Raw genomic sequence first — 25,467 nt, forward strand, 5'->3', positions numbered from 1 at the left:
CGGATCGAACCGGAATCACTCTCCTTGTTCTGCCGTGTTTTCTTCCCGCGAACCGGTTCCCACTTCGCTGGAAAACACTCTATTGCGGCGCGCGATTTTTTCGACGCTCCGGTTTTTGCGAAAGAGACGTTTATGACCGCGACCAAGCCCAAGAAGAAGCTCGTGATCTTTTGCGACGGCACGTGGAACGAGCCGACCGAGCGCGGCACCAATGTCGTGCGAATGCTGCAGGCCACCGATTTTGTCGACGCCGACGGCAATCCGCAGCTCACCCATTACATCGCCGGCGTCGGCACGCGCAAAGACGAGAAGGTCATCGGCGGCGCATTCGGCTTCGGCATCTCCGACAATATAAAGGACGCCTACGCCTTCATCGTCAGCAATTACGAGCCGGGCGACGAAATCTATCTCTTCGGCTTCAGCCGCGGCGCCTATACGGCGCGCAGCATCGCCGGGCTCATTCACAATCTCGGCGTGCTGAAGCGCTGGAATCTGCCGCTCGTCTCCATCGCCTATGACCATTACAAGGACAGGGCCGCGGAGTGGCGCCCGGGCGGCGCCTCCGCGCAGACATTCCGCGACGAGAATTGCCACCCCTATCCGACCAAGATCAAATTTCTCGGCGTGTGGGACACGGTGGGCGCGCTCGGCGCGCCCTATGGCGAAATTCTCGGCCGGCTGTTCGACAAGCTCTTCAAGACGAGCTTCCACGATGTGACTCTGAGCGCGAGCGTCGATTCCGCCTATCACGCGCTGGCGGCGGACGAGCGTCGCTGGCCGTTCCGGCCGACGCCGATCGCGCTCACCGATTATCATCTGGAGCGCGATGCGAAGAACATCGCCGAGAAAGGCTTTCCGCTCTACAAGCAGCGCTGGTTCCCCGGCGTCCACTCCAATGTCGGCGGCGGCTATCAGGAGCACGGCCTCTCCGACTATGCGCTGGTGTGGATGGCCGAACGCGCAGCGGAGAATGGCCTGAAGCTGTTGAAATTCGCCGATGTCAAATTCTCCGTCGACCGGCCCTTTTCACCCGATCCGACCGAGAAAATTCAAAACAGCCAGACGCTGGGCTACAAGCTCGCCACGACGCTGCTCGTCAAGCTGCCGGCGGCTTTCGGCCTGCCCTCCGTCTATCCGAAAGCGGATCAAGGGCTCGCGAAGCACGCCAGCTGGGGCGGGGATTACATCCGGCCGATCGGCCCCGACGAGGATTTCGCTCCGGTTCGCGAGAAGGCCGAGATCGACCCCTCCTATCGCCCGAAGCAGCTGACGACGATCGGCGTTCCCGTCGCGCAGGAACAGGAAAAGGCGAAGGAGAAAGAGCGCGAGCCTGCGTGAGAAGCGCCCGGGCTCAGCGCAGGCGCTCTCTCATATAGCCGCGCAGGACGGCGTTGATGCGCCGCTGATAGCCGGGACCTTCCTTCTTGAAGAAGTCGATGAGGTCCTGGTCCAGGCGGATGGAGATCGCCTGCTTCTTGGGCGGAATGACGACCTCGGCCTTGCTCCAGTCGATCGGCTCGAGTTCCGCCCAATCGGGATCGCTCGCGATCGCCGCGTCGATTTCAGCGTCCTCTCGATCGCCCGTGCGCTGCGCGGTCCCGCTCGATCTGTCCTTCATTCCGCTTCGCCCCGCATTCCGGTTCGCCCCGCGGCTCGAGCCTAGCGCTCGACGAAGGGATGCGTATATACAACCGCATTGCATGTCGAGTGGGCTGCCGACCGACCGTGTTGTGGGTAGCGGGCACAAAGCCGACGCCGCGCGCGCCGAATGCGTCGACAATGCTACTAGGGACACGATGCGATACCCTCCCTCCTTCCTCGATGAAATTCGCGCCCGCGTGCCGGTCTCGGCCGTGGTGTCGAAGAAGGTCAAGCTCAAGAAGGATCGGCGCGAATGGCGCGGGCTTTCTCCCTTTCAGGCGGAGAAGACGCCCTCCTTCTATGTCAACGACCAGAAGGGCTTCTTTCATGACTTCTCCTCCGGCAAGCATGGCGACGGCTTCACCTTTCTGATGGAGACCGAGGGCCTCACCTTCCCCGAGGCGGTCGAGCGGCTCGCCGGCATGGCCGGCCTGCCCATGCCGGTGGAGACGAAAGAGGCGCAGGAGGCGGAGCAGCGCCGCGGCTCTCTGACCGAAGTGCTGGAATGGGCGGCGCAATTTTTCGAGAAGCAGCTGCGCGGGCCCGCCGGCGCCGAGGCGCGCGCCTATCTCGCCCGCCGCGAGCTCGGGGAAAAGGAGCAGGCGCAGTTTCGACTGGGCTTCGGGCCGCAAGATCGCTTCACATTGCGCGACCATCTCGCCGCCAAGGGCGCCAGCGTCGAGACGATGATCGAGGCTGGACTGCTCGTCCATGGCGAGGACATCGCCGTCCCCTATGACCGTTTCCGCAATCGGATCATCTTTCCGATCTCAGACCGCTCCGGCCGCGTCATCGCCTTCGGCGGGCGGGCGATGGAGAAGGACGCCAAGGCCAAATATCTCAACTCGCCGGAGACGCCGCTCTTCCACAAGGGCGCCAATCTCTACAATCTGCACAACGCCCGCAAAGCCGCCCATTCAGCGGGAAACATCATCGCCGTCGAGGGTTATGTCGACGTCATCGCCATGACGGCGGCCGGCTTTCCGCAGACGGTGGCGCCGCTCGGCACGGCGCTGACGGCGGACCAATGCGCTCTGCTCTGGAATCACGCCGAGGAGCCCATTCTCTGCTTCGACGGCGACAAGGCCGGCCGCGCCGCCGCCTTTCGGGCGATCGACACGGCCCTGCCGCTGATCGGCCCCGGCCGCAGCCTGCGCTTCGTGCTGCTGCCGGACGGCCAGGACCCGGACGAGCTCTTGCGCTCCGCCGGCCCTTCCGCCTTGGCCGCGGCGGTGGCGGCGGCGCGGCCTCTGGTCGATCTCCTATGGGCGCGGGAGACGGAAGGCGTCCCGCTCGACACGCCCGAGCGCCGCGCCGGGCTCGAGCGTCGCCTCGCCGAGCTCGGCCGCGCCATCGCCGACGAGAGTTTGCGCCGGCACTATCAAAAAGAATTCTCCGACCGCTGCGATTCGCTGTTCGGCCGCACGCGCGGCCAATTTCAGCGTAGGCCCGAGGGGCGGCGCCCCGGCGGACAGCAGCAGCGCTTCCGCCGCGATGCGGAGCCCATGCGCGGCCCGCTGACCATCGGCGCGGCGCTCGCCAATTCCCCGCTCTATCGCGGCACGACGCCCGCCATCGCCCCGCGCGAGGCGCTCATTTTGTTGATTCTCTTGAATCACCCGGAGCTGCTCGCGGCCAATCTCGAGGCGGTTGCGGCGCTGGACTTCGCCTCCGCCGAAGGCGAGCGGCTGCGCGCCGTGCTGGTGCGCAGCCTCGCCGACGGAAGCGGCGCGCGCGAAGAATTCGCTCGCGCCGCCGCCGAAGCCGGGCTACAAGCATTTTGCGAGAAATTGGCCGGCATGGGAGCCCATGCGACGCTGTGGAGCGTGCGCGCAGAGGCGGCTCCGGCGGACGCCGGCGAGAGCTTGCGTCAAGCTCTCGTCTTGCAACATCGCGTGCGCGCATTAGATAAAGAACTTCGGAAAATCGAGGCGAGGTTGGCGATTGCCCCCAACGACCACGATTCCGCGCGTTTAAGCGATATTCAGGCGCAATTGAACGCGCTCGATGGAACCGAAGCCGCTCTCGACGGGTTCGGTTCCCAATCGGGCCGTTCGCTGAGAAGCCTTTGACCCGCAAGCCGAACGGCCGACGAGCCAAAGCTCTACGGATTTGGTTAGGCGGACGTTAAGCCCTGGCCGCGACTGTGGGCTGGAGCGAATCGGTCGGGTCCGTTGCGGTGTCCGCCGGCTTGTCATGCGGTCGGCGCTGTGGTTTTCGTTAAAATGCGGCGAGCGAGAAAGTAAACGATCCCGGCATGGCGCAGCCTTCGGCTCGGGAAGGCGGCGTGGGGTGGGGCTTGGAGCGAAGAATGGCGAAAAAAGACGACGAGAAGGTCGAAAACGAGGGCGCAGTGGCAGTGGAGACCGCCGACGGTCCTCTGCTCGACCTCAACGACGCCGCCGTCAAGCGGATGATCAAGCTCGCCAAGAAGCGCGGCTTCGTCACTTATACCGAGCTCAACGCCGTTCTGCCCTCCGAGGAAGTCTCCTCGGACCAGATCGAGGACGTCTATGCGATGCTCCAGGAGATGGGCATCACCGTCTCCGAGGGCGACGATCCGGACGACGCCGAGGGCGAGGAGCAGCAGGAGGAGGAGGAGGCCGAAGGCGGCGAGCTCGTCGAGTCGCCCCGCGCCACAGCCGTCGCCACGCGCAGCTCGGAGCCCGCCGACCGCACCGACGATCCCGTCCGCATGTATCTGCGCGAAATGGGTTCGGTCGAGCTTTTGTCGCGCGAGGGCGAGATCGCCATCGCCAAGCGCATCGAGGCCGGCCGCGAGGCGATGATCGCCGGTCTCTGCGAGAGCCCGCTGACCTTCCAGGCCATCATCATCTGGCGCGAGGAGCTCGAGGCCGGCAAGGTCCTGCTGCGCGACATCATCGACCTCGAGGCCACCTACGCCGGCCCCGAGGGCAAGAACGCCGGCAAGCCGCCGGTCACGCCGTCCGATCTCGCGCCGGCCACCGCGCCGCGCTCGCCGCCGGCCGCGCTGGGCGACGCCGGCGCGCCGCCGGAGGAGGCTTTCGAGGAGGAGGACGACCTCGAGAATTCCGTCTCGCTCTCCGCCATGGAGACCGAGCTGAAGCCCAAAGTGCTGGAGACCTTCGCCCGCGTCGCCGACGCCTATAAGAAACTGCGCCGGCTGCAGGATCAGAATGTCGAGAACAAGCTCAAGAACGAGACGCTGACCCCGGCGCAGGACCGCAAATACAAGCAGCTCAAGAAAGAGATCGTCACCGACGTCAAATCTCTCTCCTTGAACCAGAACCGTATCGAGGCGCTGGTCGAGCAGCTCTACGACATCAACAAGCGCCTCATCGGCTATGAGACCAAGCTGCTGCGCCTCGCCGATGCGCAGGGCGTGCAGCGCGAGGACTTCATCGACAAGTTCCAGGGCTCGGAGCTCGATCCGAAATGGATCATGCGCGTCTCCAAGCTCGGCTCGCGCGGCTGGAAGGAATTCGTCGCCAACGAGAAAGACCGGATCAAGGAGCTGCGCGGCGAGATTCACGCGCTGGCCACCGAGACGGGCCTCGAGATCGCCGAGTTCCGCAAGATCGTCCATATGGTTCAAAAGGGCGAGCGCGAGGCCCGGCAGGCGAAGAAGGAAATGGTCGAGGCCAATCTGCGCCTCGTGATCTCCATCGCCAAGAAATACACCAATCGCGGCCTGCAGTTCCTGGACCTCATCCAGGAGGGCAATATCGGCCTGATGAAGGCGGTCGATAAGTTCGAATATCGCCGCGGCTATAAATTCTCGACCTACGCCACCTGGTGGATTCGGCAGGCGATCACGCGCTCCATCGCGGATCAGGCGCGCACGATCCGCATTCCGGTGCATATGATCGAGACGATCAACAAGATCGTGCGCACCTCGCGCCAGATGCTGCACGAGATCGGCCGCGAGCCGACGCCGGAGGAATTGTCCGAAAAGCTCGCCATGCCGCTGGAGAAAGTGCGCAAGGTGCTGAAGATCGCCAAGGAGCCGATCAGCCTGGAGACGCCGATCGGCGACGAGGAGGATTCGCATCTCGGCGATTTCATCGAGGACAAGAACGCCGTTCTGCCGATCGAGGCGGCGATCCAGTCCAACCTTCGCGAGACGACGACCCGCGTGCTGGCCTCGCTCACGCCGCGTGAAGAACGCGTGCTGCGCATGCGCTTCGGCATCGGCATGAACACCGACCATACGCTCGAGGAAGTCGGCCAGCAATTCTCGGTGACGCGCGAGCGCATTCGCCAGATCGAGGCGAAGGCGCTGAGGAAGCTGAAGCATCCGAGCCGAAGCCGGAAGCTGCGGAGCTTCCTGGACAATTGAGCTATTGGCGATGCCGACGATCGCTTCGTTCTACGGCATCGCCATTCGGATGTACCTCGAATCAAACTGGCGTCGCCGCGAGACGTTGGAGCAGATCGATGGGTTCGATGCCGAACGAGGTCGTTCAGATCGCGGCAGTAGGCCATTACTGCATCGCTGTCCGTTTTCAGGATGGCGCCTCGGGCCTTCACGACTGCTCCTCGCTCCTTCGGGAGGAAGGTCCGATGGCAATTCCGTTTCGTGATCCCGAATTTTTTGCGAAGGTCCGGCTCGAGGACGGCGCGCCGACATGGCCGAACGGCTACGACATGTGCCCGGATTGGCTGCGGATGGAAATGGAAGCCGGCGGCGAATTGTCGGGGCCGCTCGCAGCGGAATAATTCGTCGCCGCTGTGAGCGGCAGCAGTCGGCGCATTCGCATTCATGGATGAACCAGTCTCCCGAGGACGACTTTCCGAAGGACGCAAGCGCCGCGGCGTCGTCTACACGCCCGCCCCCATCGCCCGTTTTCTCGTCGCCCGCACCATTGCGCTGTCGCTCGACGAGCGGCGCGCGGCGCTCCTCGCGCAGCATGGCGGATGCGAGACGCCCGCCTTCTGGCGCGCATGGCTCGACGCTCTTCGTTCCTTCAAGATCATCGATCCCGCCTGCGGCGATGGCGCGCTTCTCGACGCCGCCTTCGACGAAATGGCGCGACGCTATAAGGAGATTACGTTCGGCGCCATGATCGCGCTCGATGTGGCGCGCGAGACCATCGCCAATAATCTCTTCGGCGTGGACATAGATGCGCGCGCGGTGGAAGCCGCGCGCCGCACGCTATGGAGCCGATGCCCGCAGATCGCTCTCGATCCAAACAATCCGCACGACAATTTGCGCGTCGGCGACAGCCTCATCGACGATATTGCGGCGCGCGGCCGCTTCGATATCGTCATCGGCAATCCGCCCTATGTGCGGATGGAATATCTCAAAGCCGCGAAACCCTATCTCGCGAAACATTACGCCGTCGCCGCGGAGCGCGCCGATCTCTACGCCTATTTCTTCGAGAAAGGCGTGCGATTGCTGAAAGATGGCGGTCGGCTGGGATTCATCTCCTCGTCGAGCTTCTTTCGCACCGGCGCCGGCGAGAGCTTGCGCCGCTTCCTCACGGCAAATGCGATGATCGAGAGCGTCGTCGACTTCGGCGATTTGCGTGTCTTCGACGAAGTCGTCACCTATCCGGCGATCGTGACGCTGAGGAAGAGCGCCGAGCGCGGCGATCTTTCCTTTGTTTTGTTGAAGGAGCGCGCGCCGAAGGACCTCGAAACGGAGTTTGCGGAGAAAGCGCGGCGCATGCCGCAGGCTCGGCTCGGCGCCTCCGTCTGGCGTTTCGAGGAGGAGGCGCTGGCGCTGCTGCGCGACAAGATCGCGCGGGGCCGCAAGACGCTGCGCGAGGTCTATGGATCGCCGCTCTGGGGGATCAAGACGGGGCTCAACGACGCTTTCGTCGTCGATGGCGCGACGCGCGACGCGCTCGTCGCCGCCGATCCGCGCAGCGCCGAGATTTTGAAGCCCTATATGCGCGGCGCGAGCATCGGCCGCTGGCGCAGGGCGAGCGAGGACTGGCTCGTCGATGCGCCGAAAGGCGCTTTCGACATTGCGGAATATCCGGCCGTGGAGGCATGGCTCACGCCTCTGCGCTCGCGGCTGGAGCGCCGCGCCACGCGACAAAAATGGTTCGAGCTGCAGCAGGCGCAGCTCGCCTATCGCGCCGGCTTCGCGGCGCCGAAGATCGTCTTTCCGGACATTTCGCAAGGGCCGAAATTCGCGCTCGACGAAAGCGGCGGCCTCATCGACGCCACCTGCTTCTGTCTGCCCTGCGCCGATCTCGCGCTGCTCGCCTTTCTCAATTCACGGCTCTGCTGGTTCCTGCTGCATTCGGTGTCCAATCCGCTGCGCGGCGGCAAATGGCGGCTGCGGCTGAAGGCGCAATATTTGGAGCCGCTGCCGCTGCCCGACTGCGACCCGCAGGCCGCGGACCGGCTCACGGCGCTGGCGCGCGCCAATTGCGATGCGGCCGCCGACCCCGACGATGCCGAGCGCCTCGCCGAGATCGAAATCCGGGAGAGGGAGATCGATGCGATCGTCTACGATCTCTTCGGCTTGTCCGCGGCGGAGGCGGAATTGCTGGAAGCCTCGCTCGCCGGCCAATATTGACACGCGAAATCCCGCCGGGATTGCGCTATATTGCGCTGCATGAACCCGCATCTGCGCCCGATCGGCCTTCCGCTCGAGACTCAGGCCGCCGAGGGACTCCCCCGGCGCTGCTGGAGCGTGGCGGAAATCGAGGAGATGCTGCGCGCCGGCATCATCGATGACGACGAGCGGTTCGAGCTGATCGGCGGGGAGGTCGTGCCAATGTCGCCCAAGGGCGCCCGACACGAATGGGTGAAGGGCGAAGTCAATCGTTTCCTCCAGAAGGCGGCTCCCGCCCATTTGGCCATTATCCCGGAGACCACGCTGCGCCTCGACGCGCGCACTTTCGTCGAGCCGGATTTCTGCGTCTTTCCACGCGGCCTCCCGCTGACGGCCCTCGACGGGCCGGCGCTGCTGCTGGCGATCGAGATCGCCGATTCGAGCCTCGCCTATGACAAGGGCCGCAAGATCGGCGTCTACGCCGCTTTCGGCGTGCGCGAGGTCTGGGTCGTCGACGCCGTGCGGGCCGTGACCTTCGTTCATCGCCGGCTGGGCGCGGCGGGCTATGCCGAGATCGTCGAGCTCGCCGGCGGAGCGCGCCTCGAGCCCATGCTCGCGCCCGAGCTCTCCTTCAGCCTCGCCGAGCTCGGCGTGACGCCCGGCGCGGAAACGCAGTGATCCCATGACGCCGACGACGATCGCCCGGCCCTCGACGACCACCGCGCTGCTGCGCGGCTTTCTGCGCAAATGCCCCCGCTGCGGGCAGGGCGCGCTCTTCGACGGCTATCTGAAGCGCGCCGACGCCTGCCCGCATTGCGCGGAGAGTTTCATCGGCGTCGACGCCGATGATGGCCCGGCCTGGCTCACCATCGGCGTCGTCGCCCATATCATCGTGCCGCTGCTCATATTTCTGGAGACGCGCGCAACGCTGTCCTATGGCGCGGAGGCGGCGCTGGTGCTGTCCGCGACCATCGTCTCCACCCTGGCGCTGCTGCCGCTCTGCAAAGGCTTTTTCATCGCGGCGGTGTGGGCGTTGGCGAGAAAGGCCGGCTGATCGCCTCGCGCCGATCCTCGATCAGAAAAACTTCACGCGCAGCGTGCCGCCGACAGTCCGCACCGTGTCGGGCAAGCCGATCGTCGTCGGACTGGTCGCCGTGCCGGGACTGAAAGAGTCCATTGGCCGGACGTCGGCGATGTTCTTCGCCCAGACGTTGAGGCTGTAGCGGTCGTCGTCGGTGCGAACGCCGAAGCCGAGGTTGATCAAAGCGTAAGCGTCTTGCCAATAATGAATGACCGCGGTCGGGTCCGTGAGCTCGGATTTGTCGCGCCAGGCGACATTGGCGTAGGTGAATCCGGTGACAGGACGATTCGCCCAATCGCCGAGGCCGTCGAAAATCACGCCGAGCGGACGCTCGTAGTTGAAACCCACGTTGAAGGCGAACGTCGGCACATCGTTGAAGCGCGAATGCGACCTCGACACCTGGGTCGGCGCCGCCACGGTTCCGCCGCTCCATGTCCAGGCGGCGTCGAGCGGAGCATCGTCGAAGTCGATCCAACGCGGCTCGGTGATGGCTCCGGCGAAATTCACCCACAGGCCTTCATAGGCGTTCCAGCGGCCGTCGAACTCGAAGCCGCGCAGGCGGGCGTGCTTGGCCGTGCCGAGATAGGTCTGCCGCGTCGGCACGCCGTTGGCGTCGACGACGGAGGTGTCGACGAAATTGGTCTGGAAATTATAGAGATCGTTCCAATAGAAATTCGCATTGATGATCAGCGTCTCGTCGAACCAATTGGTCTTGACGCCGATCTCATAGTCCCATGAGGTCTCGGGTTTGGTGATGACGGGCTGGAACTTCTGGAACACGCCGCCGACGAATATGGCCTGCGCGCCGGTGTTGACGGCGCCCGCCTTCTCGCCGCGTCCGACGAGACCGTAGAAAGTCACATTCTCGGTCGCCTTGTATTGCGGATTGAAAATGCCGGTGAGCGCGTTGAGCGTCGCCTTCTGTCCGCCTGTGTCGTAGAAGCGCTGCCCGCCGCCGGCGACGATCGCATCGACCTGCTCGACGATCGTGCCATTGCCCGGAACGATCGTGTTCCAGCTGAAATTGGAGCCCGAGCGCACCTCCCAGCTGTCGCGGAGCCCTAGGGTCAGGCTGAACTGCTCGTCGATATGATAGGTGGCGTTGCCATAGGCGGCGATCTGCAGGTCTCGCGCCTTGCCGTCGCGATTGTTGGTCATGTCGCGCAGCAGACGCGGTGCGCTGAACCAAGCCGCGGCGTCCGAGCCGAAATTCGTGTAGGACCGGTTCCAGACATATTCGTAGAAGGAGAAAAGGCCCACCTTCCACTCCACTGGCTGGTCCTCGGGGGAGGAGAGTCTGAACTCCTGGGAGAACTGCTCCACATAAGTGTTCGAGGCGGTGTTGGTGATCTCGGTCAGATTATTGCCGCCGGTGTTGCGCGGCAGCAGGCGGAACTTGCCGAAGGCGGTGATAGACGTGAAAATGTTCCGGCCGACCTCGACGTTCAGCTCGTTGGAGACGAGATGCTGGCGCTCGTCGAGCGTGCCGAGCCTGGTGTTGAGCGACTTGTAGGGATCGAGCGTCAAGACCGAACGCCCCAGCCGGCTCTGGAGATTTTGGAAATAGCTGCGGGCCGGCGTCGTGCCATTGGCGTAGATCAACGACGTGTCGCCGATCGGACCGCTGGCGCTGTTGTTGTATTCGTGCGAGGCCGAATAATTGAAAATCAGCCGGTCGGTGAAATTCTCGCCGACATAATAGAGCTGCCCGCGCACGCCCCAACGATTGTCGCCCGGCATGCTCGCGCCCGATATCTGATCGAAGAAATAGCCGTCGCCCTTGTCGTAATAAGCGGCGATGCGATAGGCGAGCTTGTCGTCGATGATCGGCCCGGTGGCGTTGAACTGCTGGAGAACATGCAGATGATTGCCGAACTGGGTCTCGAAGACTTCTTTGCGCTGGAAGGACGGAAGCTGCGTGCGGATCACGATGGAGCCGACCGTCGTGTTCTTTCCGCCATTCGTTCCCTGCGGGCCGAGTGCGACCTCGAGCGATTCGGTGTCGATGAAATTCGCCCATTGAAAGCCGACATGCTTCAGGAACACATTGTCGACCATGAAGCCGGTGTCGAACTCCGATCCGTCGCCGGCTCCCGCGCCTTTGGCGACGCCGCGGATCGCCGGACGCGAGGTGCGTGGATTTCCGAGGCCCGGATTGTAGCTCGGCAGTTTTTGGGCGAAATCGCGCAGATTGTAGAGCTGCTCGCGTTCGGCGGTCTTGGGATCGACGACGACGATCGGACGCGGGATTTTCAACACCTCGACCTTTCGCTTCGACAATTCGCCCGGGAGCCCCGGGTCGCCGGCTCCGACGACGACATCGGCGATTTGCGCCTCCTCGGCGCGCGCGAGAGCGGCGACGGCCGCGGCCAAAGCGAGCGCGGACGACATGGTCAGCATCGCGCGCAGAAGCGCGGGGTAGGCGAGGAAGCAGCGGCGCGGCGCGAGTTCGAAAGTCATGAAGGCCCCCATATATATCTATAATCATACTAGATAAATATATTTATGTGACGCGTGCAAGCACGAATCGTCTGCAGTGCCGCGTTCGATGTCGGCCGCTCGCTCGTCGAGCGAGGCTATTATCCCATCACTGCAACAGGATTTAGTCCGGGCGCAGCGCCGGCTCGCGCAGCTCCAACGGATGGCCGGCGGCGGACCAGCCATCCGTGCCGCGAGAAAACCAGGAGACATTCGAATAGCCGAGCGCGAGCGCCCGCTTGGCGGCGTTCCACGACATCCAGCAATCGGCGAGGCAATAGAAGACGAGCGGCCGGCTTTTGTCTTCGGCGGTCGCCCTGGCGAGGCCGCTTTCGAAATAATGCAATGCGGCCGGCGCCAATTCGCCATAGCCGGTCTCGGGAAGCCAGACGCTGCCCGGAATGTCGAAACGCGGCTTGTCGCGCCAGACGGCGTCGGGCGGCAGGCCGGCGGGCCTCGGCGGGCGCGGCAGAACATCGACGAAAACCGCCGCCTTGTCCCGCCAGATCGCGAAAGCCTGCGGCGTGTCGATGACGCGGGCGCCGCGCAGAGTGGCGGGAACTGCCGCGCGAAAATCCGACATCCTGTAGCCGTCGGGCTCCGGGACGGTCTCGGCGGCCGCCGCCGTCGCGGCGAGCAGCGCGAGGCCGATCGCGGCGACGAACCCACGGGCGCCGGTCGGCCGCCGCCGCCGCGTCATGGGGCGGGCGTGACCGGGGCGGGCGTGATCGGCGCGGGCGTGATGGGCGCGTCCGCCTCATCGATCATCGGCACGCCGAAATCGGCGAGCAGCCTGTCGATCTCGTTCTGATTTTGGGCGATGAGCCGATTGAGTTCGCGTTTCCATTCCTGGTCGGAATGGCGCACCCCCATGGCGATGCGAAAGCTCATGCGCGCGCCCTTGTCCCCCGAAAGCAGCGCCAGCTTCAGCCGGCCCGCGGATTTTTTCGCATGATAGCCGGCGATCGGCCCCCAGAGAATAGCGACGTCGATCGCGCCGCTTTCGAGATCGCGGATCATATCGGCGCCCGGCGCGTCGACGCGCGTGTCGACGACGAGCGGATAGGGCTTCACGGCTCCGAGCAGGCCATAGCGCGCCAGAAGATTGCCCGGCGGCGTGTTGGCGACGAGGCCGATGCGCTTCGCCTCGGCGAGGCGCGGATCGGCGAGAGAGGTCAGCCCCTCGAGGTCGGAGCCGGCGCGATAGACCGCCGCATAGGAGGTCCGATAATATGGATTGGTCGGCTGAACGAGATCGTCGCCCTGCGGCATTCCCATCACCACATCGCACAAATGCGCGTTGAGCGTGTTGCGGATGAAGCCGGTCGCGCCCGGATAATAGGAATAGGCGAGATCCTTGCCGAGCTTCTTGGCCAGCAACGCCGCCAGCCGATTCTCGAAGCCGTCGCCGGCGCGGTCGGAGAAGGGCAGATTGCTGGGATCGGCGCAGACGCGCAGAACTTTGGGATCGACGAGCTCGATCGAGCCGCGCGCGTCATCGGCGGCGCCCCGAGGGCGCGCGACGAGCCCCGGCGATTGGGAATGGGCAGGGGCCGTCGCGAGCAGGCTCGCGACGGCGACCAGGGAAAAAGCGAGACGGCGCGACATGGCGCGCGCGGACGCTATTTGGCGCTCATGCACTTCGATTCGGCCTCGGCGAAAGCCGCGGGCTTCTCGGCCTTCTTCTCCGGACGACCGCGGCCGACCGCCTCGGTCGAGCGGGCGCGGATGTAGATGTAGAGGTCGTCGATATAGCACATGGCGTTCTTATTGTCGGCGAAAGCCGGCATGACGCTGTCATTGCCCGCCTGCTTGTTCTCGCGACCGCCGACGACGATGCCGTAGAATTCTTCATAGTTGAAGTTCTTCAGCGAGTTCTTCAGCGCCGGAGCATAGGTCGAGCCTTCGGCGTTGGGGCCGTGGCAGACGTGGCATTCGGCATGGTAGCGGCGATAGCCGGAGAAAGTGTACCAGTCGACCGTGCCGTCCGCCTGCACCTTATAGGTCGGCTTGCCCTGGGCGTCGAACCACTTGCCGTCCACTTCCTTGACCGCGGTCGGGTCTCCCGGCGCTTCGGCGCGCGCGGTCGTTCCAACACCCATGAAGACGCTCAGGGCGAGGGCCCCGACGAGCGGCAGTCTCATTACTCCATCCTCCAGCTTTCCATCCACTTAAACACGAGGCGCCCGGCGACGCGCCACGGGGCGTTCGCCGAGCGCCAATCTTATTTTTGGCCGTATCAGTTCGCCGGAGCGACGATCGGCAGCGCGTAGTCGGGCAGAGCGAAGACGGTCAGCACGCCGCCGAGGGCGGTGTAGTCGGACAGCGCCTTATAGCCGCCGACCGCGCCGAGGCCTTCATTGCTCTTGGACAGGCCGGCCGCGAGGCCGATGCCGGCCCAGCCGCCGACGCCGGACAGAACCGCGACATACTGCTTGCCCTTGTGCTCATAGGTCATCACATTGCCGATGATGCCCGACGGAGTCTTGTACTTATACAGCTCCTTGCCGGTCTTGACGTCGACGGCCTTCAGATAGCCCTCGAGCGTGCCGTAGAAGGCGAGACCGCCGGCCGTGGTGACCGTGCCGGACCAGACCGAGAACTGCTCCTTGTTGGACCAGACGATCTTGCCGACGCGAGCGTCCCAAGCGATGAAATTGCCCATATTGGTGTCGCCGGGCGGCGGGAACATCTCCAGCGTCGCGCCGACATAGGGCTGACCCGCCGTGTAGCTGACGCGGAAGGGCTCATAGTCCATGCAGACGTGGTTGGTCGGCACATAGAACAGGCCGGTGTCCGGGTTGAAGGACGCGGGCTGCATGTCCTTGGAGCCGAGAGCCGCCGGGCAGACGCCCTTGGTGTTGACGTCCTCGCCGTTCTGCTGCGTCGAATATTTCGACACGACGAGCGGACGGCCGTAGGTCTTGGAGTTCTTGTCCATGTCGACCTTGGTCGCCCAATTGACGGCCGGGTCATACTTCTCGGCGACGAGCAGCTCGCCGGTCACGCGGTCGAGCGTGTAGCCGAAGCCGTTGCGGTCGAAGTGGACGAGCGTCTTGCGCTTGGCGCCGCCGATCGTCTGGTCGGCGAGGATCGTCTCATTGATGCCGTCATAGTCCCACTCGTCGTGGGGGGTCATCTGATAGACCCATTTGGCGACGCCGGTGTCGAGATCGCGCGCCCAGATCGTCATGGACCAGCGATTGTCGCCGGGACGCTGAGACGGGTTCCAGGTCGAGGGATTGCCCGAGCCGTAATAGACGAGGTTCAGCTCCGGGTCATAGGAATACCAGCCCCAGGTCGTGCCGCCGCCGATCTTCCACTGATCGCCTTCCCAGGTGTTCAGGCCCGAGTCCTTGCCGACCGGCTTGCCGAGATGGGTGGTCTTCTCGCCGTCGATCAGCGTGTCGCTGTCCGGGCCCATGGAGTAGCCGCGCCAGGCGAGCTTGCCATCGGCGACATTATAGGCCGTGATGCTGCCGCGCACGCCGAACTCGCCGCCGGCGATGCCGACGAAGACCTTGTCCTTGAAGACATGCGGAGCGGCGGTCGAAGTGGCGCCCTTGGACGGATCGCCGTTCTTCACCGACCAGACCAGCTTGCCGGTCTTGGCGTCGAGAGCGACGAGGGTGGTGTCGGCCTGGGCGAGGAAGATCTTGCCGTCGGCATAGGCGAGGCCGCGGTTGACCGTGTCGCAGCACATCACCGGAACGACGCTCGGATCCTGCTTGGGCTCATACTTCCAGAGGATCTTGCCTTCGTTGTTGAGGTCGAGAGCGTAGACGATGTTGGGGAAAGGCGTATGCAGATACATCACGTCGCCGAGGACGAGCGGGGCGCCTTCGTGGCCGCGCAGCACGCCGGTCGAGAAGCTCCAGGCGGGAGCCAGCTTGCCGACGTTCTCGGTGGTGATCTGCTTCAGTTTCGAGTAACGCAGATTGGCGTAGTCGCCCGTCGGCGACACCCAGTCCTTCGGGTTCTTCTGGAGCTCGAGAAGCGCGTCGGCGGCGTTCGCCACGCCGGCCCCGAACAGCGCGAGAATCCCCACCGAAGTCGACAACAACAGCTTATGCATGAGCTTTTCCTCCTGACGACATCACCGTGCGAAAGGCCCGGCGACGCCGCCGACATCGCGCCTTTTCGACGCCCTAAGGCTTTGGGAAGCCGTTTCCTCGTTTTTGCCACGTCGATCAGACGGAACGCCGCGCCCGCAGCCCCGCCAACATCTCCGTCGAGACGCCTTCCGGTTCCCGGCCGGAAAGCCTCTTTTAGGTCGGAAACGGCGGGATAATATGTCGCACAGAATTGAAGCGCAATCCCCAAAACAAGTTCCCGACTTTCCTGATTTCGTGCGTGAAACCGGCGAAAAGCGAGGCTGAAAAACCGATGCTGCAATGCACTATTCGACGGCTCGCCATCGCGTGTCTCTGCCTCGTCGCGAGCGGCGCGAAAAGCTTCGAGCTGACAGAGATCGCGCCCGGCGTCTTCGTCCATCAGGGCGAGACCGCTTTGATGTCTCGCGACAACTTGGGCGGTATCGCCAATCTCGGGGCGATCGTCGGCGAAGAGGCGATCGCTGTCATCGACACCGGCGGCAGCCGCGCCGAGGGGGAAGCGTTTCTCGCTGCGTTGCAGCAGCGCTCGACCAAGCCCATCCGCTATGTGATCGACACCCATGTCCATCCCGATCATATTTTCGGGAATATTGCCTTTCGAGACACGGGAGCCGTCTTCGTCGGGCACAAGAATCTTCCTCGCGCCATGGCGGCGCGCGGCCCGCATTATCTCGCTTCGTTTCGCGAGACGATGGGAACGCTGCTCGACGATGTGAGTCTGGTCCCGCCGACCCTCACCGTCGAGCGCGAGACGACACTCGATCTCGGCGGCCGCAAAATCGTGCTGAAAGCCTGGCGCACCGCTCACAGCGATAGCGACCTCACCGCGCTCGATCCGCAGAGCGGCACGCTCTTTACCGGCGATCTGCTGTTTTTGCAGCATGTTCCGATCGTCGACGGCAGCCTTTTGGGGTTTCTCTCCGTCATCGACGAATTGCGGAAGATCGCGGCGGTGCGCGTCGTTCCCGGCCATGGGCCGGCGGTCGCCCCCTGGCCGCAGGCGCTCGACGCGCAAAAGGCCTATCTCGACCATCTCACCCGCGATTTGCGCGCCTCTATCGCCAAGGGCGAGAGTCTCGCGCGCGCGGCGGCGGCCGCCGGCCGCAGCGAAAAGCCCAATTGGCTTTTGTTCGAGGATTATCACACGCGCAACGCCACGGCCGGCTTCGCCGAGCTGGAATGGGAGGCCCCTTGAGCGGCCCGCGCGCAGGGCGCTATGATTTTAAAAAGCGCCGGAGGAAGCCAGATGAGCCCTTGGACCGCGAGCCTTCAGGCTCGCAAATCGCCGAATGAGAGCGAGCCTCGAGGCTCGCGGCCCGGTCTCCTTCGTGTCGCGACGGCGGCGGCCCTCTTTTGGGCCGGCGCGGCGCTGGCCCAGGAGCCCAAGATCGATCCCTGGCCGGGCCTCGTCACCGATATTTTTCACGACCGCGCGATAAAGGAGCATGAGGGCGTCGTCGCGCTCGATGCGCCGAAGCGGGCCGAGGACGCCGCCATCGTGCCGATGACCATCACGCTCCTCGAGCCGGGCCTGCGCGCGGCGACGCTGGTCATCGACGAGAATCCCATGCCCATGGCCGCCGCCTTCTCCTTCGGCGTGGGCGCCGGCGTCACGAAGATCGAGACGCGCGTGCGCGTGAATTCCTACACCAATGTGCATGTCGTCGGCCAAACGGCCGATGGCGCGCTGCATTCGGTGGCGAAATTCGTGAAGGCGTCCGGCGGCTGCTCGGCCCCAGCGATCAAGGATCAGGACGAGGCCGCCGCCAATCTCGGCAAGATGAAATATCGCGAGTTCACGAGCGAGACCCCCGCGCTGCGCGAGGCGCAGATCATGATCCGCCATCCCAATAATTCGGGATTGCAGATGGACCCGATCACCCGCGCCTATCTCCCCGCCCATTATGTCGACAAGGTGGAGGTGCGCCAGGGCGAGGCGCTGATCTTCTCCATGGAGGGCGGGATTTCCCTGTCGGAGGATCCGAGCTTTCGCTTCGTCTACAAGCCCAATGGCGCCAAGGTGATGCGCGTCGAGGCGCGCGACAATCAGGGCAATGTGTTCAAAGGGGAGTGGCCGATCGGCGGGGCGTCGTGAGACGCTTTTCGTCCGTCGCCTCCACCCATTCCCGCGCCCGCGCCTCCGGCTCGGCGGCGCGCAGAACGTCGGTGACGACGCAGGCGCTGTCCGCCCCCGCAGCCAGCGCCGCGCGGGCGCGCTCCGGCGTCAACCCGCCTATGGCGACGAGCGGAATCGCGCCGATGCGGCGTTTCCATTGGCCGATCTTGTCGAGGCCCTGCGGGGCGAAGGCCATTTGCTTCAGCAGCGTCGGATAGATCGGCCCCAGCGCGACATAATCCGGGTCGAGCGCCAGCGCCCGCTCCAGCTCCGCCTCGTCATGCGTGCTGACGCCGAGCCTTATTCCATGGGCGCGAATGGCGACGATATCGGCCGTATCGAGATCGCCTTGGCCGAGATGCACGAAATCGCAGGAAAGATCGATGCCGAGCCGCCAATAATCATTGACGACGAGCAGCGCGCCATGGGCCGCGCAAAGATCGCGGGCGCGGGCGATCTCCTCGCGCAGCGCCGCCTCCGCGCGATCCTTGACGCGCAATTGCACGAGCCGCACGCCCTGCGGCAACAGCCGGGGCAGCCAATCGGCGGAATCGACGATGAGATAGAAGGGATCGAGCAAAAGCGCGCTCATGACGGGATGACGCTCGATCGAGAGGCGCGCCCCACCCTCCCCTTCAGGGGGAGGGTCGGCCTGCGCAGCAGGACGGGGTGGGGTGCAATCCCCGAGCTTCGGGGGCTCACCCCCTCCCGAGCGCCTTCGGCGCTCGACCTCCCCCCTGCGACGTCATGGCCGGGCTTGTCCCGGCCATCCACGCCAGGACGCCGAGGCGTCTTGGAAGTTCGGCGTGACGCCGAAGCTCCGGCGGCGCCCGACATGGGATGTAATCCGTCGATGGCTGGCGCTTTCCTTCGGTGTCGCGGCTGCTTGGCGTGGATGGCCGGGACAAGCCCGGCCATGACGGCCGTAGTGTTTCGCAATGTGTGAATCCGATAGCCTCCAGGGGGAGGTGGAAACGAAAGCGCGCTCATGCCTCGAGTCCATCGTCGAAGGCGCGACCGAGCACGGGCGTCGAGGGCGCCGCCATGTCGCGCGGCTCCATCAGGCCGGAGAGATAGGCCGCCCGGCCCGCCTCTATGGCGAGCGCGAAGGCCCGCGCCATGGCCACGGGATCGCCGGCGCGCGCCACCGCCGTGTTGAGCAGCGCCGCGTCGAAGCCGAGCTCCATGACCGCCGCCGCCTGCGAGGGCGCGCCGAGGCCGGCGTCGACGATGAGCGGCGTATCGGGAAAATGCGCGCGCAGCGCCCGCAGACCGAAGAGATTGTTGATCCCGCGGCCGGAGCCGATCGGCGCCGCCCAGGGCATCAGCACGCGGCAGCCGGCGTCCAGCAGTTTCTCCGCGACGACGAGATCCTCGGTCGTATAGGGAAAGACGCAAAAGCCGTCGTCGCTGAGGATGCGCGCCGCCTCGACCAGGCCGAAGACGTCCGGTTGCAGCGTGTCCTCCTCGCCGATCACCTCGAGCTTGATCCAGCTGGTTCCGAACAGCTCGCGCGCCATTTGCGCGGTGGCGACGGCCTCCTTGGCCGTGCGGCAACCGGCCGTGTTGGGCAATACGCGCACGCCGAGCTCGCGAATGAGCCGCCAAAAGCTCTCCCCCGCGCGCGAGCCCCCCGCCTCCCGCCGCAGCGAGACGGTGACGATCTCCGCCCCCGCCGCGCGGATCGCCTCGGCGAGAATGGCGGGCGAAGGATAGCGCGCCGTGCCCAGCAGGAAGCGGGAGGATAGGACCTCGCCATAGAGGAGGAGAGACGCAGTCATCGCATTCGGCTGGTTCGGGGCTCGACCGGAAACCGCATCGGCCATCAGTGCAGGAACAGCTTTCCGAGCACCAGAAGCGTGAGCGTGATATTGGTCGCGAGCATCCATTTCACGGTGCTGAACTCGCCCTTCAGCAAAGCGAACTCATGCTGAACGTCGCTGTTCTTCGAGTCGAAATTAGCGACGACTTCCGCAGCCTTGCGCGCTTTCTCCTCGCTCGCGCCGGCTTCTCGGAGGGCGTCGTAGATTTCCGTGACGATCGTGCTCATGGGCCGACCCTAACATGGAGTTCGTGGAGGAGGTAGCAAGTTCGACAATCCCCTCACCCTCCCTGCCGCGGCGTGACGATCTCGATCGTATCGTCCTCGACCAGCAGCGTCTCGCCGCGATCCTTGCTGCGCACGAATTCCTGGTTGACCGCCGTGGCGACGGTCTGCTCGCTAAAGCCCAATTCCTCGATGAGGCACTCCAGCGTCGGCGCCTCGACCTCGAGCGTCTGTCCATTCACCCTGATTCGCATTCATGACCTCCGGGAAGATCTCGCCCGCGAAGAGAAAACGCGCGACGCGACGCGCCAGCGCCGGCGCCAGAAGAAAACCATGCCGATAGAGCCCGTTCACATAGAGCGTCCGGCCCTGGCGCGAAATGCGCGGCAGATTGTCCGGGAAGGCGGGCCGCACATCCGAGCCCGTCTCGACGATCTCCGCCTCGGCGAAAGCAGGATGAATGGCGAAAGCCGAATTGACCAGCTCGACGATGGAGCGCGCGGTGACGCGCGAGCGCTCCTCATTCTCGATCATCGTCGCGCCGATCATGAACACGCCCTGCCCGCGCGGCACCACATAGACCGGATGACGCGGATGCAACATGCGGACGGGGCGGGACAATTCGATCTCCTCGCTGCGCAGCGCCAGCATCTCGCCCTTGACGCCGCGCAGCTCCGCCAGCTCGCCGCGCGCGGCGAAGCCGCGGCAATCGACGATCCAATCCGCCTGCGGAACCGAATCGGCGCAGAGCCGGATGCGGACATTGTCCATTGTCTGCAAACGTTCGAACAGCGCCCGCATCGCCGCCCGCGGCTCGAGATGCGCCTCCTCGCGAAAATAGAGCCCGCTCGAAAAGCGCCCGGCCAGCGCCGGCTCCAGCGCCGCGAGAGCGTCCGCGTCCAGCCGCTCGAACCGCCGGGTGCGGCGGGAGAATTCGGTCAGCTCGGCGCGGTCGCGCGGCGGCGCGACGACGAGGCTGCCGGCGACTTTCGCGACGGGAATGTCCTTGGTCCAGAAGGCGAGCGCCTCCTCGCCCAGCGTCGCCACAATGGGCTCGGCGCTCTCCAATTCGCACCAGGGCGCGATCATGCCGCCGGCGTAATGCGAGCAGCCGCGGCCGGGCCCCGCCGCTTTCTCGATCAGCTCGACCTCGGCGCCATGGGGCGCGCCGGCGCGGGCGATCTCAAAAGCCGCAGTCAGGCCGGCGACGCCGGCGCCGATCACGCCGATCAGCATCGATGCGACCCGGTAGGGCCGAGGAAAATCAGGAACATGCGGCCTCCCTACGCCAGCGCGAACTGGATCAGGTTCGAAGGGTCGCCGAGCCGCTTTCTTTTAAAAAAAGCTCTTCGGCCTCTCAGCCTCTTGCCGCGCGCAGGGCGCGCCGACGGCGAGGCTCCCCCGGGCGTTGCGAGAGTCGCGCAGGAATGGCGATGCGTCAAGCGGGGCCGCAACAGCTAGACGCCGGCTAGCCCCCGGATCGCCCCGTCAGCCGCCGCCACAGGCTGAGAAACGGCCGATAGACGAACCGCACCTCATGCTTGCCCTGCGGCGCGGCGACGGCGCGGAACATCACATTGGCGCGCATGATCTCCGCCGGCTCGCCGTCGATCTGCGCCGTCCAGGACGGGTGAAAAATATCGTTCAGCACCACATAGCCGCCGCCCTGCGGAACATCGGCGTCGATGACCACCTCCGTATTGGAGTAGGAGCGGATGCGCGCGCCGCTCGCCTCTCCCGGCTCGGGGCGCGAATGGCGGCAGACGGGCGGCTCCTCCAAGAGCACGCTGGCGCGATAGTCGAGATCGGGCCACACGCCATCCTCGATCATCTGCGCGAAATCGACGCGCGTGGCGCAGGTCGCGAGCAGCACGCGCGGCAACGCGCGCTTGTTCTCATAGACATAGGCGTCCTTGGTGCGCGCGATGAATTCGAGATCGCCCGGCTTCAAATTCTTGTCGATCTCCTCGATCGGAACGCCGGTCGCGATGAAGCGCAGGCCGATGAGATCGGCGAGCGTCGAGCGATAGGACGGATAGAGCTTGGAGAAGACGCGTTGATCGGGCAGAGCGAGATGATCGCCGACGCCGGTCGCCTCCTCGAGCAGGCGCAGGCGCACCGGATTGTAGCCGAACTCCTGATCGAAGCCATGCACCAGCGAAGCGTTGGGCCAATGGAAATCTATGCCCGCGAGCTCGACGCGGTCGCGCCGATCCGGCGCCGCCGTCGCGGCGAGACGCGCGCGCAAGAGAGCGATCGTGTCGTTTTGCGTGTCCGCGCGCAGCACGTCGAAATTCTGCGGCGGCAACGCGGTCGATTCATTGGGCCCGTTGTTGAAGGCGAGATCGAGCGTCATCGTCGCGCCGACGGCGGCGAGCAGCGCATAGCGGCGCATGGCTAGCTGCGGCGCGAAGGCGATGACGAGAAAGGCCAGCACCGCAAAGCCGGCGCTCTCGGCGAGCGGCAGGAGCGCCGCGGAAAGATGATCCTTGCTCCAGGCGAGCGCAAGAGCGAGCGCGAACAGCACGCCCAGCGCCGCCGCGAGATAGCGCAAGGGCGGCTTGCTCGGCGCATTGGCGACGACATTGAGGCCGAAGCCGGCGAGAATGGCGAGCACGGCGCAGAGCGGAAAGGTCGCGTCCGCCGGGCGGCGGAAGAGATCGACTCCCGGAATATGGAACATCAGCGCGAAGGCCGGCGTGAAGCGGCCGAGCGCATAGAGCAGCAGCGCCAGCGCTGCGGCGGTGAAAAAGCTTATCTCGCGATTGGACGGCAGGCCGTGGCGCGTCAGAGCGATGAGCGAGACCAGAGGCAGCGCGCCGATGTAGACGTCGCACATATTGCGCGCGAGGAAGAGATCCGGCGAGCCGAAGACCGCCGCCGGCGGACCCCAGAAATTCGCGAGCGGACCATCCGTGCCGAAGAGATTGGCCGAGACGAAAGTGAGCAGCGCCGCCGGATGCAGCGAGCCGCGCAGGGCGCCCTCGAGATCGATGGCCGGCCGATTGGATTGCGACGCCAGCTCCATCGTCAGCGCCAGCGGAACGATGATGACGGCGACGCCGCAGACCGCGCCGGCGGCGAGGGGCGCGACGGCGGTGGAAATCTTCGCATCGTCCGAGAAGACGCGGAAGACGGCGTAGGCCGAGAGGACGAGCACTTCGAGAAAGGCCACCTGATCGCGGCCGAGCACGAGAAAGGCCGCCGCCACGCCGGCATAGGCGCCCCATTGCGCCGAGCGGCGATCGAGCGCGCGCGCGAGCAGAAAGAGCGTCACCGGGAACCAGGCGAGGCTCATCACCTGCCCCGTATGCTGAATGCGCCAGGCGGCCGAGCCGCCGAAGGCGAAGGCGAGCGCGCAGAGCAGCGCGCCTTCCGCCGAAAATTTGCGGTCGCGGAAATAGGCGATGAAGGCGAGCCCGCCCATCGCCAGCATCGCGAAGACGATTGCATCCTCGAGCGCGAAAGAGGGCTCGGGAACGAGCCAGGCCGCGATGAGGAAGAAGGGCGAGAAGATCAGCGATTGAGGATCGGCGAGCTGCGGCGAGCCGGCAAAGACATTGGGCGTCCAGAAGGGCGATTGGCCGGAATGCAGCGCATGGGCGAGAAAGGCGAATTGCGGCTGGAAATGCGCCTTGGCGTCCCAGGGGACGGTGACGCGGCCGGACAGCCACGGAAAAGCGAGAGCTACCGCCGCCGCCAGAAAGACGAGCGCAGCGGCGCCATAGGAAACAGTGGTCTGCGGACGCTCGGTCACTCTCGGCTCACTCCGACGAATCTCGATCACGCGGCATTGCGCATGATTTTTTCAAAAGCGCAAAGGAGAAGGCCGCGCTGGCGCGCTCACGCGCCGACGGCGCGCTGCGGCCGTGGCGCCGCGGCCTGCTTTTCCGCCTCGCCATCGAAACGGCGCCGCGATTCCTCGATGGTCTCGACATTCTCGAGCGCCCAATCGCCCAGCCTATGCAGCGGCTCGCGCAGAGAGCGGCCGAGCGGCGTCAGCTCGTAATCGACGCGGGGCGGGATGGTCGGAAAGACGGTGCGCGTCACGAAGCCGTCGCGCTCGGCCGCACGCAGCGTCAGCGTCAGCATACGTTGCGAAATGCCGCCGATGCGCCGCCGCAGCTCGTTGAACCGCAAAGGCCCGTTCCCGAGCGATTCGACGACCAGCACGGTCCATTTGTCGCCGATGCGCGATAGAATGGCCGCAATACGCCCGCATTGGGCAGGAACATGAATGTGACCGCGTTCCAAAAATGTGCCTCCTTGCGCGCCGTCGCGACAGGGAGCAACCTAGCCTAAGTTACCTCTTTATACTAGGAGCGAGCCGCATGACCCACCTGTTGCACATCGATTCGAGCATTATGGGAGAAAAATCGCTCAGCCGCCGCCTCACCGCCGAGCTGGTGGAGAAGCTGCGCGGCGACATCCCCGGCCTCGAGGTCGCCTATCGTGACGTCGCCGCCGCGGCGCCGCCCATGCTCTCCAGCGCTCTCTTTTTCGCTCGCGGGGCCGGGACGGAGCCGGAGGACGCCGCGCTGCGGGCCGAGCTGTCCACCGCCCGCGACATTCTCGAGGAGTTTCTCGCGGCCGATATCGTCGTGATCGGCGCGCCAATGTATAATTTCTCCATTCCCACGCAGCTTCGCGGCTGGATCGACCATCTCGTCGTGCCCGGCAAGACCTTCGCCTATACGGCCGCCGGGCTTCAGGGCCTCGTGACCGGCAAGCGGCTCATCGTCGTCTCGACGCGCGGCAGCCTCTATGCGGGGAATGAGACGCTTTCGGCGCAGGACCATCAGGAGGCCTATTTGCGCACCACCTTCGGCAATCTGGGCGTCACCGATTTCGCCTTCATCCGCGCCGAGGGCGTCGGCCTCGGCCCGGCGCAGAAGGAGGAGGCGCTCGCTTCCGCCCGCCGCGACATCGCCGCTTTGGCGGCCGCCTGAGCAAAAAAAACGGCCCCACGGGCGAACGTGGGGCCGCGACCTGAAGGGGAAATGACTACGTCCTAGAATTCCGCACGACCGCCGGAAAAGCGGCAACTCGCGACGCCACACGCAACCGACGCGATCAATCGAACACGGAGCCCAGCGCCGCTCCGATGAGACCGAAAACCACTGCGCTGGCGAGAATGGCCGGGCCGCCCAGCAGGCCGTAGCCCACCACGCCGCCGATGACCGCCGCTATGCCGCCGACGATCAGCTTGCCCGTGTAATTGTCCTTCTTGCCGGCCTCGCCGGACTTTTCCGCGATATTGTCGGCCATTTGCGCTGCTCCTCGAGAAGGGTGAGCCCTCGACGCCGCATCACGGCTCTTCTCCTAGCAGGCGCGTGTAATGCTCTCGTGAGAGTCTCTTGACGGGGAAGTGACAGCGAGGCGATCGGGTGAAGGATAAAAAAATCCCCGGCCCTCATCCTGAGGAGCCGCCGTAGGCGGCGTCTCGAAGGATGGCCGCGTGGTGGAGCCCTTTGATTTCTCCTTCGACCGCCCTTC

24 protein-coding genes and 1 riboswitch are annotated in these 25,467 nt (G+C 65.0%); of the genes, 10 read left to right on the forward strand and 14 right to left on the reverse strand.

Annotated features, from left to right (window positions below):
• The first annotated feature begins 132 nt into the window (after positions 1-132).
• The gene (locus tag FMZ75_RS09175; RefSeq protein ID WP_166142360.1) at positions 133-1,338 is read left to right on the forward strand and encodes a DUF2235 domain-containing protein; all 1,206 of its coding nucleotides are present in this window, start codon (positions 133-135) and stop codon (positions 1,336-1,338) included.
• Positions 1,339-1,351: 13 nt separating this feature from the next.
• Here the strand turns inward: FMZ75_RS09175 and FMZ75_RS09180 are convergent, their stop codons facing one another.
• Positions 1,352-1,618 carry a BrnA antitoxin family protein gene (locus tag FMZ75_RS09180; RefSeq protein ID WP_166142362.1) on the reverse strand — a complete coding sequence of 89 codons (267 nt, stop codon included), beginning with the start codon at positions 1,616-1,618 and terminating at the stop codon, positions 1,352-1,354.
• A 178-nt stretch (positions 1,619-1,796) separates the two neighbouring features.
• On the opposite strand from FMZ75_RS09180, the gene dnaG reads away from it, so the two are divergent.
• The 6 genes from dnaG (at position 1,797) to FMZ75_RS09210 (ending at position 9,188) form a co-directional block, all read left to right on the forward strand.
• On the forward strand, positions 1,797-3,713 hold the full coding sequence (dnaG, locus tag FMZ75_RS09185; protein ID WP_166142364.1) for a DNA primase: 1,917 nt from the start codon (positions 1,797-1,799) through the stop codon (positions 3,711-3,713).
• Positions 3,714-3,952: 239 nt separating this feature from the next.
• Positions 3,953-5,962 carry an RNA polymerase sigma factor RpoD gene (gene rpoD / locus FMZ75_RS09190; protein ID WP_108917854.1) on the forward strand — a complete coding sequence of 670 codons (2,010 nt, stop codon included), beginning with the start codon at positions 3,953-3,955 and terminating at the stop codon, positions 5,960-5,962.
• Between the two features lie 107 nt (positions 5,963-6,069).
• Positions 6,070-6,342 (forward strand): DUF2442 domain-containing protein, encoded by a 273-nt coding sequence (locus FMZ75_RS09195; protein ID WP_142861877.1) that lies wholly within the window; start codon positions 6,070-6,072, stop codon positions 6,340-6,342.
• 43 nt (positions 6,343-6,385) lie between these two features.
• Positions 6,386-8,155, forward strand: coding sequence for an N-6 DNA methylase (locus tag FMZ75_RS09200; protein WP_166142366.1), 1,770 nt, complete (start codon positions 6,386-6,388; stop codon positions 8,153-8,155).
• A 39-nt stretch (positions 8,156-8,194) separates the two neighbouring features.
• Positions 8,195-8,812 carry a Uma2 family endonuclease gene (locus FMZ75_RS09205; protein WP_142861868.1) on the forward strand — a complete coding sequence of 206 codons (618 nt, stop codon included), beginning with the start codon at positions 8,195-8,197 and terminating at the stop codon, positions 8,810-8,812.
• Between the two features lie 4 nt (positions 8,813-8,816).
• Positions 8,817-9,188, forward strand: coding sequence for a DUF983 domain-containing protein (locus FMZ75_RS09210; RefSeq protein WP_166142368.1), 372 nt, complete (start codon positions 8,817-8,819; stop codon positions 9,186-9,188).
• A gap of 21 nt (positions 9,189-9,209) precedes the next feature.
• Here FMZ75_RS09210 and FMZ75_RS09215 read toward each other — a convergent pair whose 3' ends face one another.
• The 5 genes from FMZ75_RS09215 to xoxF5 form a co-directional block, all read right to left on the reverse strand.
• Positions 9,210-11,675 carry a TonB-dependent receptor gene (locus tag FMZ75_RS09215; RefSeq protein WP_246728875.1) on the reverse strand — a complete coding sequence of 822 codons (2,466 nt, stop codon included), beginning with the start codon at positions 11,673-11,675 and terminating at the stop codon, positions 9,210-9,212.
• Positions 11,676-11,817: 142 nt separating this feature from the next.
• Positions 11,818-12,393, reverse strand: a complete 576-nt coding sequence (locus tag FMZ75_RS09220; RefSeq protein WP_166142370.1) for a PQQ-dependent catabolism-associated CXXCW motif protein — start codon at positions 12,391-12,393, stop codon at positions 11,818-11,820.
• The gene (locus FMZ75_RS09225) at positions 12,390-13,301 is read right to left on the reverse strand and encodes a substrate-binding domain-containing protein (protein WP_166142372.1); all 912 of its coding nucleotides are present in this window, start codon (positions 13,299-13,301) and stop codon (positions 12,390-12,392) included. Before FMZ75_RS09225 ends, FMZ75_RS09220 begins: the two co-directional genes overlap by 4 nt.
• A 14-nt stretch (positions 13,302-13,315) precedes the next feature.
• Positions 13,316-13,795, reverse strand: coding sequence for a c-type cytochrome, methanol metabolism-related (locus tag FMZ75_RS09230; protein ID WP_108917883.1), 480 nt, complete (start codon positions 13,793-13,795; stop codon positions 13,316-13,318).
• A 137-nt stretch (positions 13,796-13,932) separates the two neighbouring features.
• Positions 13,933-15,768: a lanthanide-dependent methanol dehydrogenase XoxF5 gene (gene xoxF5 / locus FMZ75_RS09235; RefSeq protein ID WP_108917860.1), complete on the reverse strand. Its 1,836-nt coding sequence runs from the start codon at positions 15,766-15,768 to the stop codon at positions 13,933-13,935.
• A gap of 311 nt (positions 15,769-16,079) precedes the next feature.
• Between xoxF5 and FMZ75_RS09240 the strand changes: the two genes are divergently transcribed.
• Together FMZ75_RS09240 and FMZ75_RS09245 are read left to right on the forward strand one after the other, a co-directional pair.
• Positions 16,080-17,003, forward strand: a complete 924-nt coding sequence (locus FMZ75_RS09240) for a quinoprotein relay system zinc metallohydrolase 2 (protein ID WP_207783361.1) — start codon at positions 16,080-16,082, stop codon at positions 17,001-17,003.
• A gap of 51 nt (positions 17,004-17,054) precedes the next feature.
• Positions 17,055-17,903, forward strand: coding sequence for a quinoprotein dehydrogenase-associated SoxYZ-like carrier (locus tag FMZ75_RS09245; RefSeq protein ID WP_166142374.1), 849 nt, complete (start codon positions 17,055-17,057; stop codon positions 17,901-17,903).
• Here the strand turns inward: FMZ75_RS09245 and FMZ75_RS09250 are convergent.
• The 7 genes from FMZ75_RS09250 to FMZ75_RS09280 form a co-directional block, all read right to left on the reverse strand.
• A complete protein-coding gene (locus FMZ75_RS09250) occupies positions 17,869-18,516 on the reverse strand; it encodes a thiamine phosphate synthase (protein ID WP_166142376.1) in 648 nt (215 codons plus the stop codon). The two genes, FMZ75_RS09245 and FMZ75_RS09250, sit on opposite strands and share 35 nt — an antisense overlap.
• Positions 18,517-18,910: 394 nt before the next feature.
• Positions 18,911-19,705 (reverse strand): thiazole synthase, encoded by a 795-nt coding sequence (locus tag FMZ75_RS09255; RefSeq protein ID WP_142861873.1) that lies wholly within the window; start codon positions 19,703-19,705, stop codon positions 18,911-18,913.
• 44 nt (positions 19,706-19,749) lie between these two features.
• Positions 19,750-19,974: an integrase gene (locus tag FMZ75_RS09260; RefSeq protein WP_166142378.1), complete on the reverse strand. Its 225-nt coding sequence runs from the start codon at positions 19,972-19,974 to the stop codon at positions 19,750-19,752.
• A gap of 53 nt (positions 19,975-20,027) precedes the next feature.
• On the reverse strand, positions 20,028-20,225 hold the full coding sequence (gene thiS, locus FMZ75_RS09265; protein ID WP_166142380.1) for a sulfur carrier protein ThiS: 198 nt from the start codon (positions 20,223-20,225) through the stop codon (positions 20,028-20,030).
• On the reverse strand, positions 20,146-21,207 hold the full coding sequence (locus FMZ75_RS09270; RefSeq protein ID WP_166142382.1) for an FAD-dependent oxidoreductase: 1,062 nt from the start codon (positions 21,205-21,207) through the stop codon (positions 20,146-20,148). Before FMZ75_RS09270 ends, thiS begins: the two co-directional genes overlap by 80 nt.
• A 27-nt stretch (positions 21,208-21,234) precedes the next feature.
• Positions 21,235-21,384: riboswitch (TPP riboswitch) on the reverse strand.
• A gap of 55 nt (positions 21,385-21,439) precedes the next feature.
• Positions 21,440-23,728, reverse strand: coding sequence for a YfhO family protein (locus FMZ75_RS09275; RefSeq protein ID WP_166142384.1), 2,289 nt, complete (start codon positions 23,726-23,728; stop codon positions 21,440-21,442).
• An 86-nt stretch (positions 23,729-23,814) separates the two neighbouring features.
• The gene (locus FMZ75_RS09280; RefSeq protein ID WP_108917866.1) at positions 23,815-24,225 is read right to left on the reverse strand and encodes a helix-turn-helix domain-containing protein; all 411 of its coding nucleotides are present in this window, start codon (positions 24,223-24,225) and stop codon (positions 23,815-23,817) included.
• Positions 24,226-24,302: 77 nt separating this feature from the next.
• Here FMZ75_RS09280 and FMZ75_RS09285 point away from each other — a divergent pair, with 77 nt between their 5' ends.
• Positions 24,303-24,920, forward strand: a complete 618-nt coding sequence (locus FMZ75_RS09285) for an FMN-dependent NADH-azoreductase (RefSeq protein ID WP_166142386.1) — start codon at positions 24,303-24,305, stop codon at positions 24,918-24,920.
• Between the two features lie 124 nt (positions 24,921-25,044).
• On the opposite strand, the gene FMZ75_RS09290 is transcribed toward FMZ75_RS09285, so the two are convergent.
• Positions 25,045-25,239, reverse strand: a complete 195-nt coding sequence (locus tag FMZ75_RS09290) for a hypothetical protein (protein ID WP_108917868.1) — start codon at positions 25,237-25,239, stop codon at positions 25,045-25,047.
• Positions 25,240-25,467 lie beyond the last annotated feature (228 nt).

It is taken from the genome of Methylosinus sp. RM1 (assembly GCF_011378635.1).
GTDB lineage: Bacteria > Pseudomonadota > Alphaproteobacteria > Rhizobiales > Beijerinckiaceae > Methylosinus > Methylosinus sporium.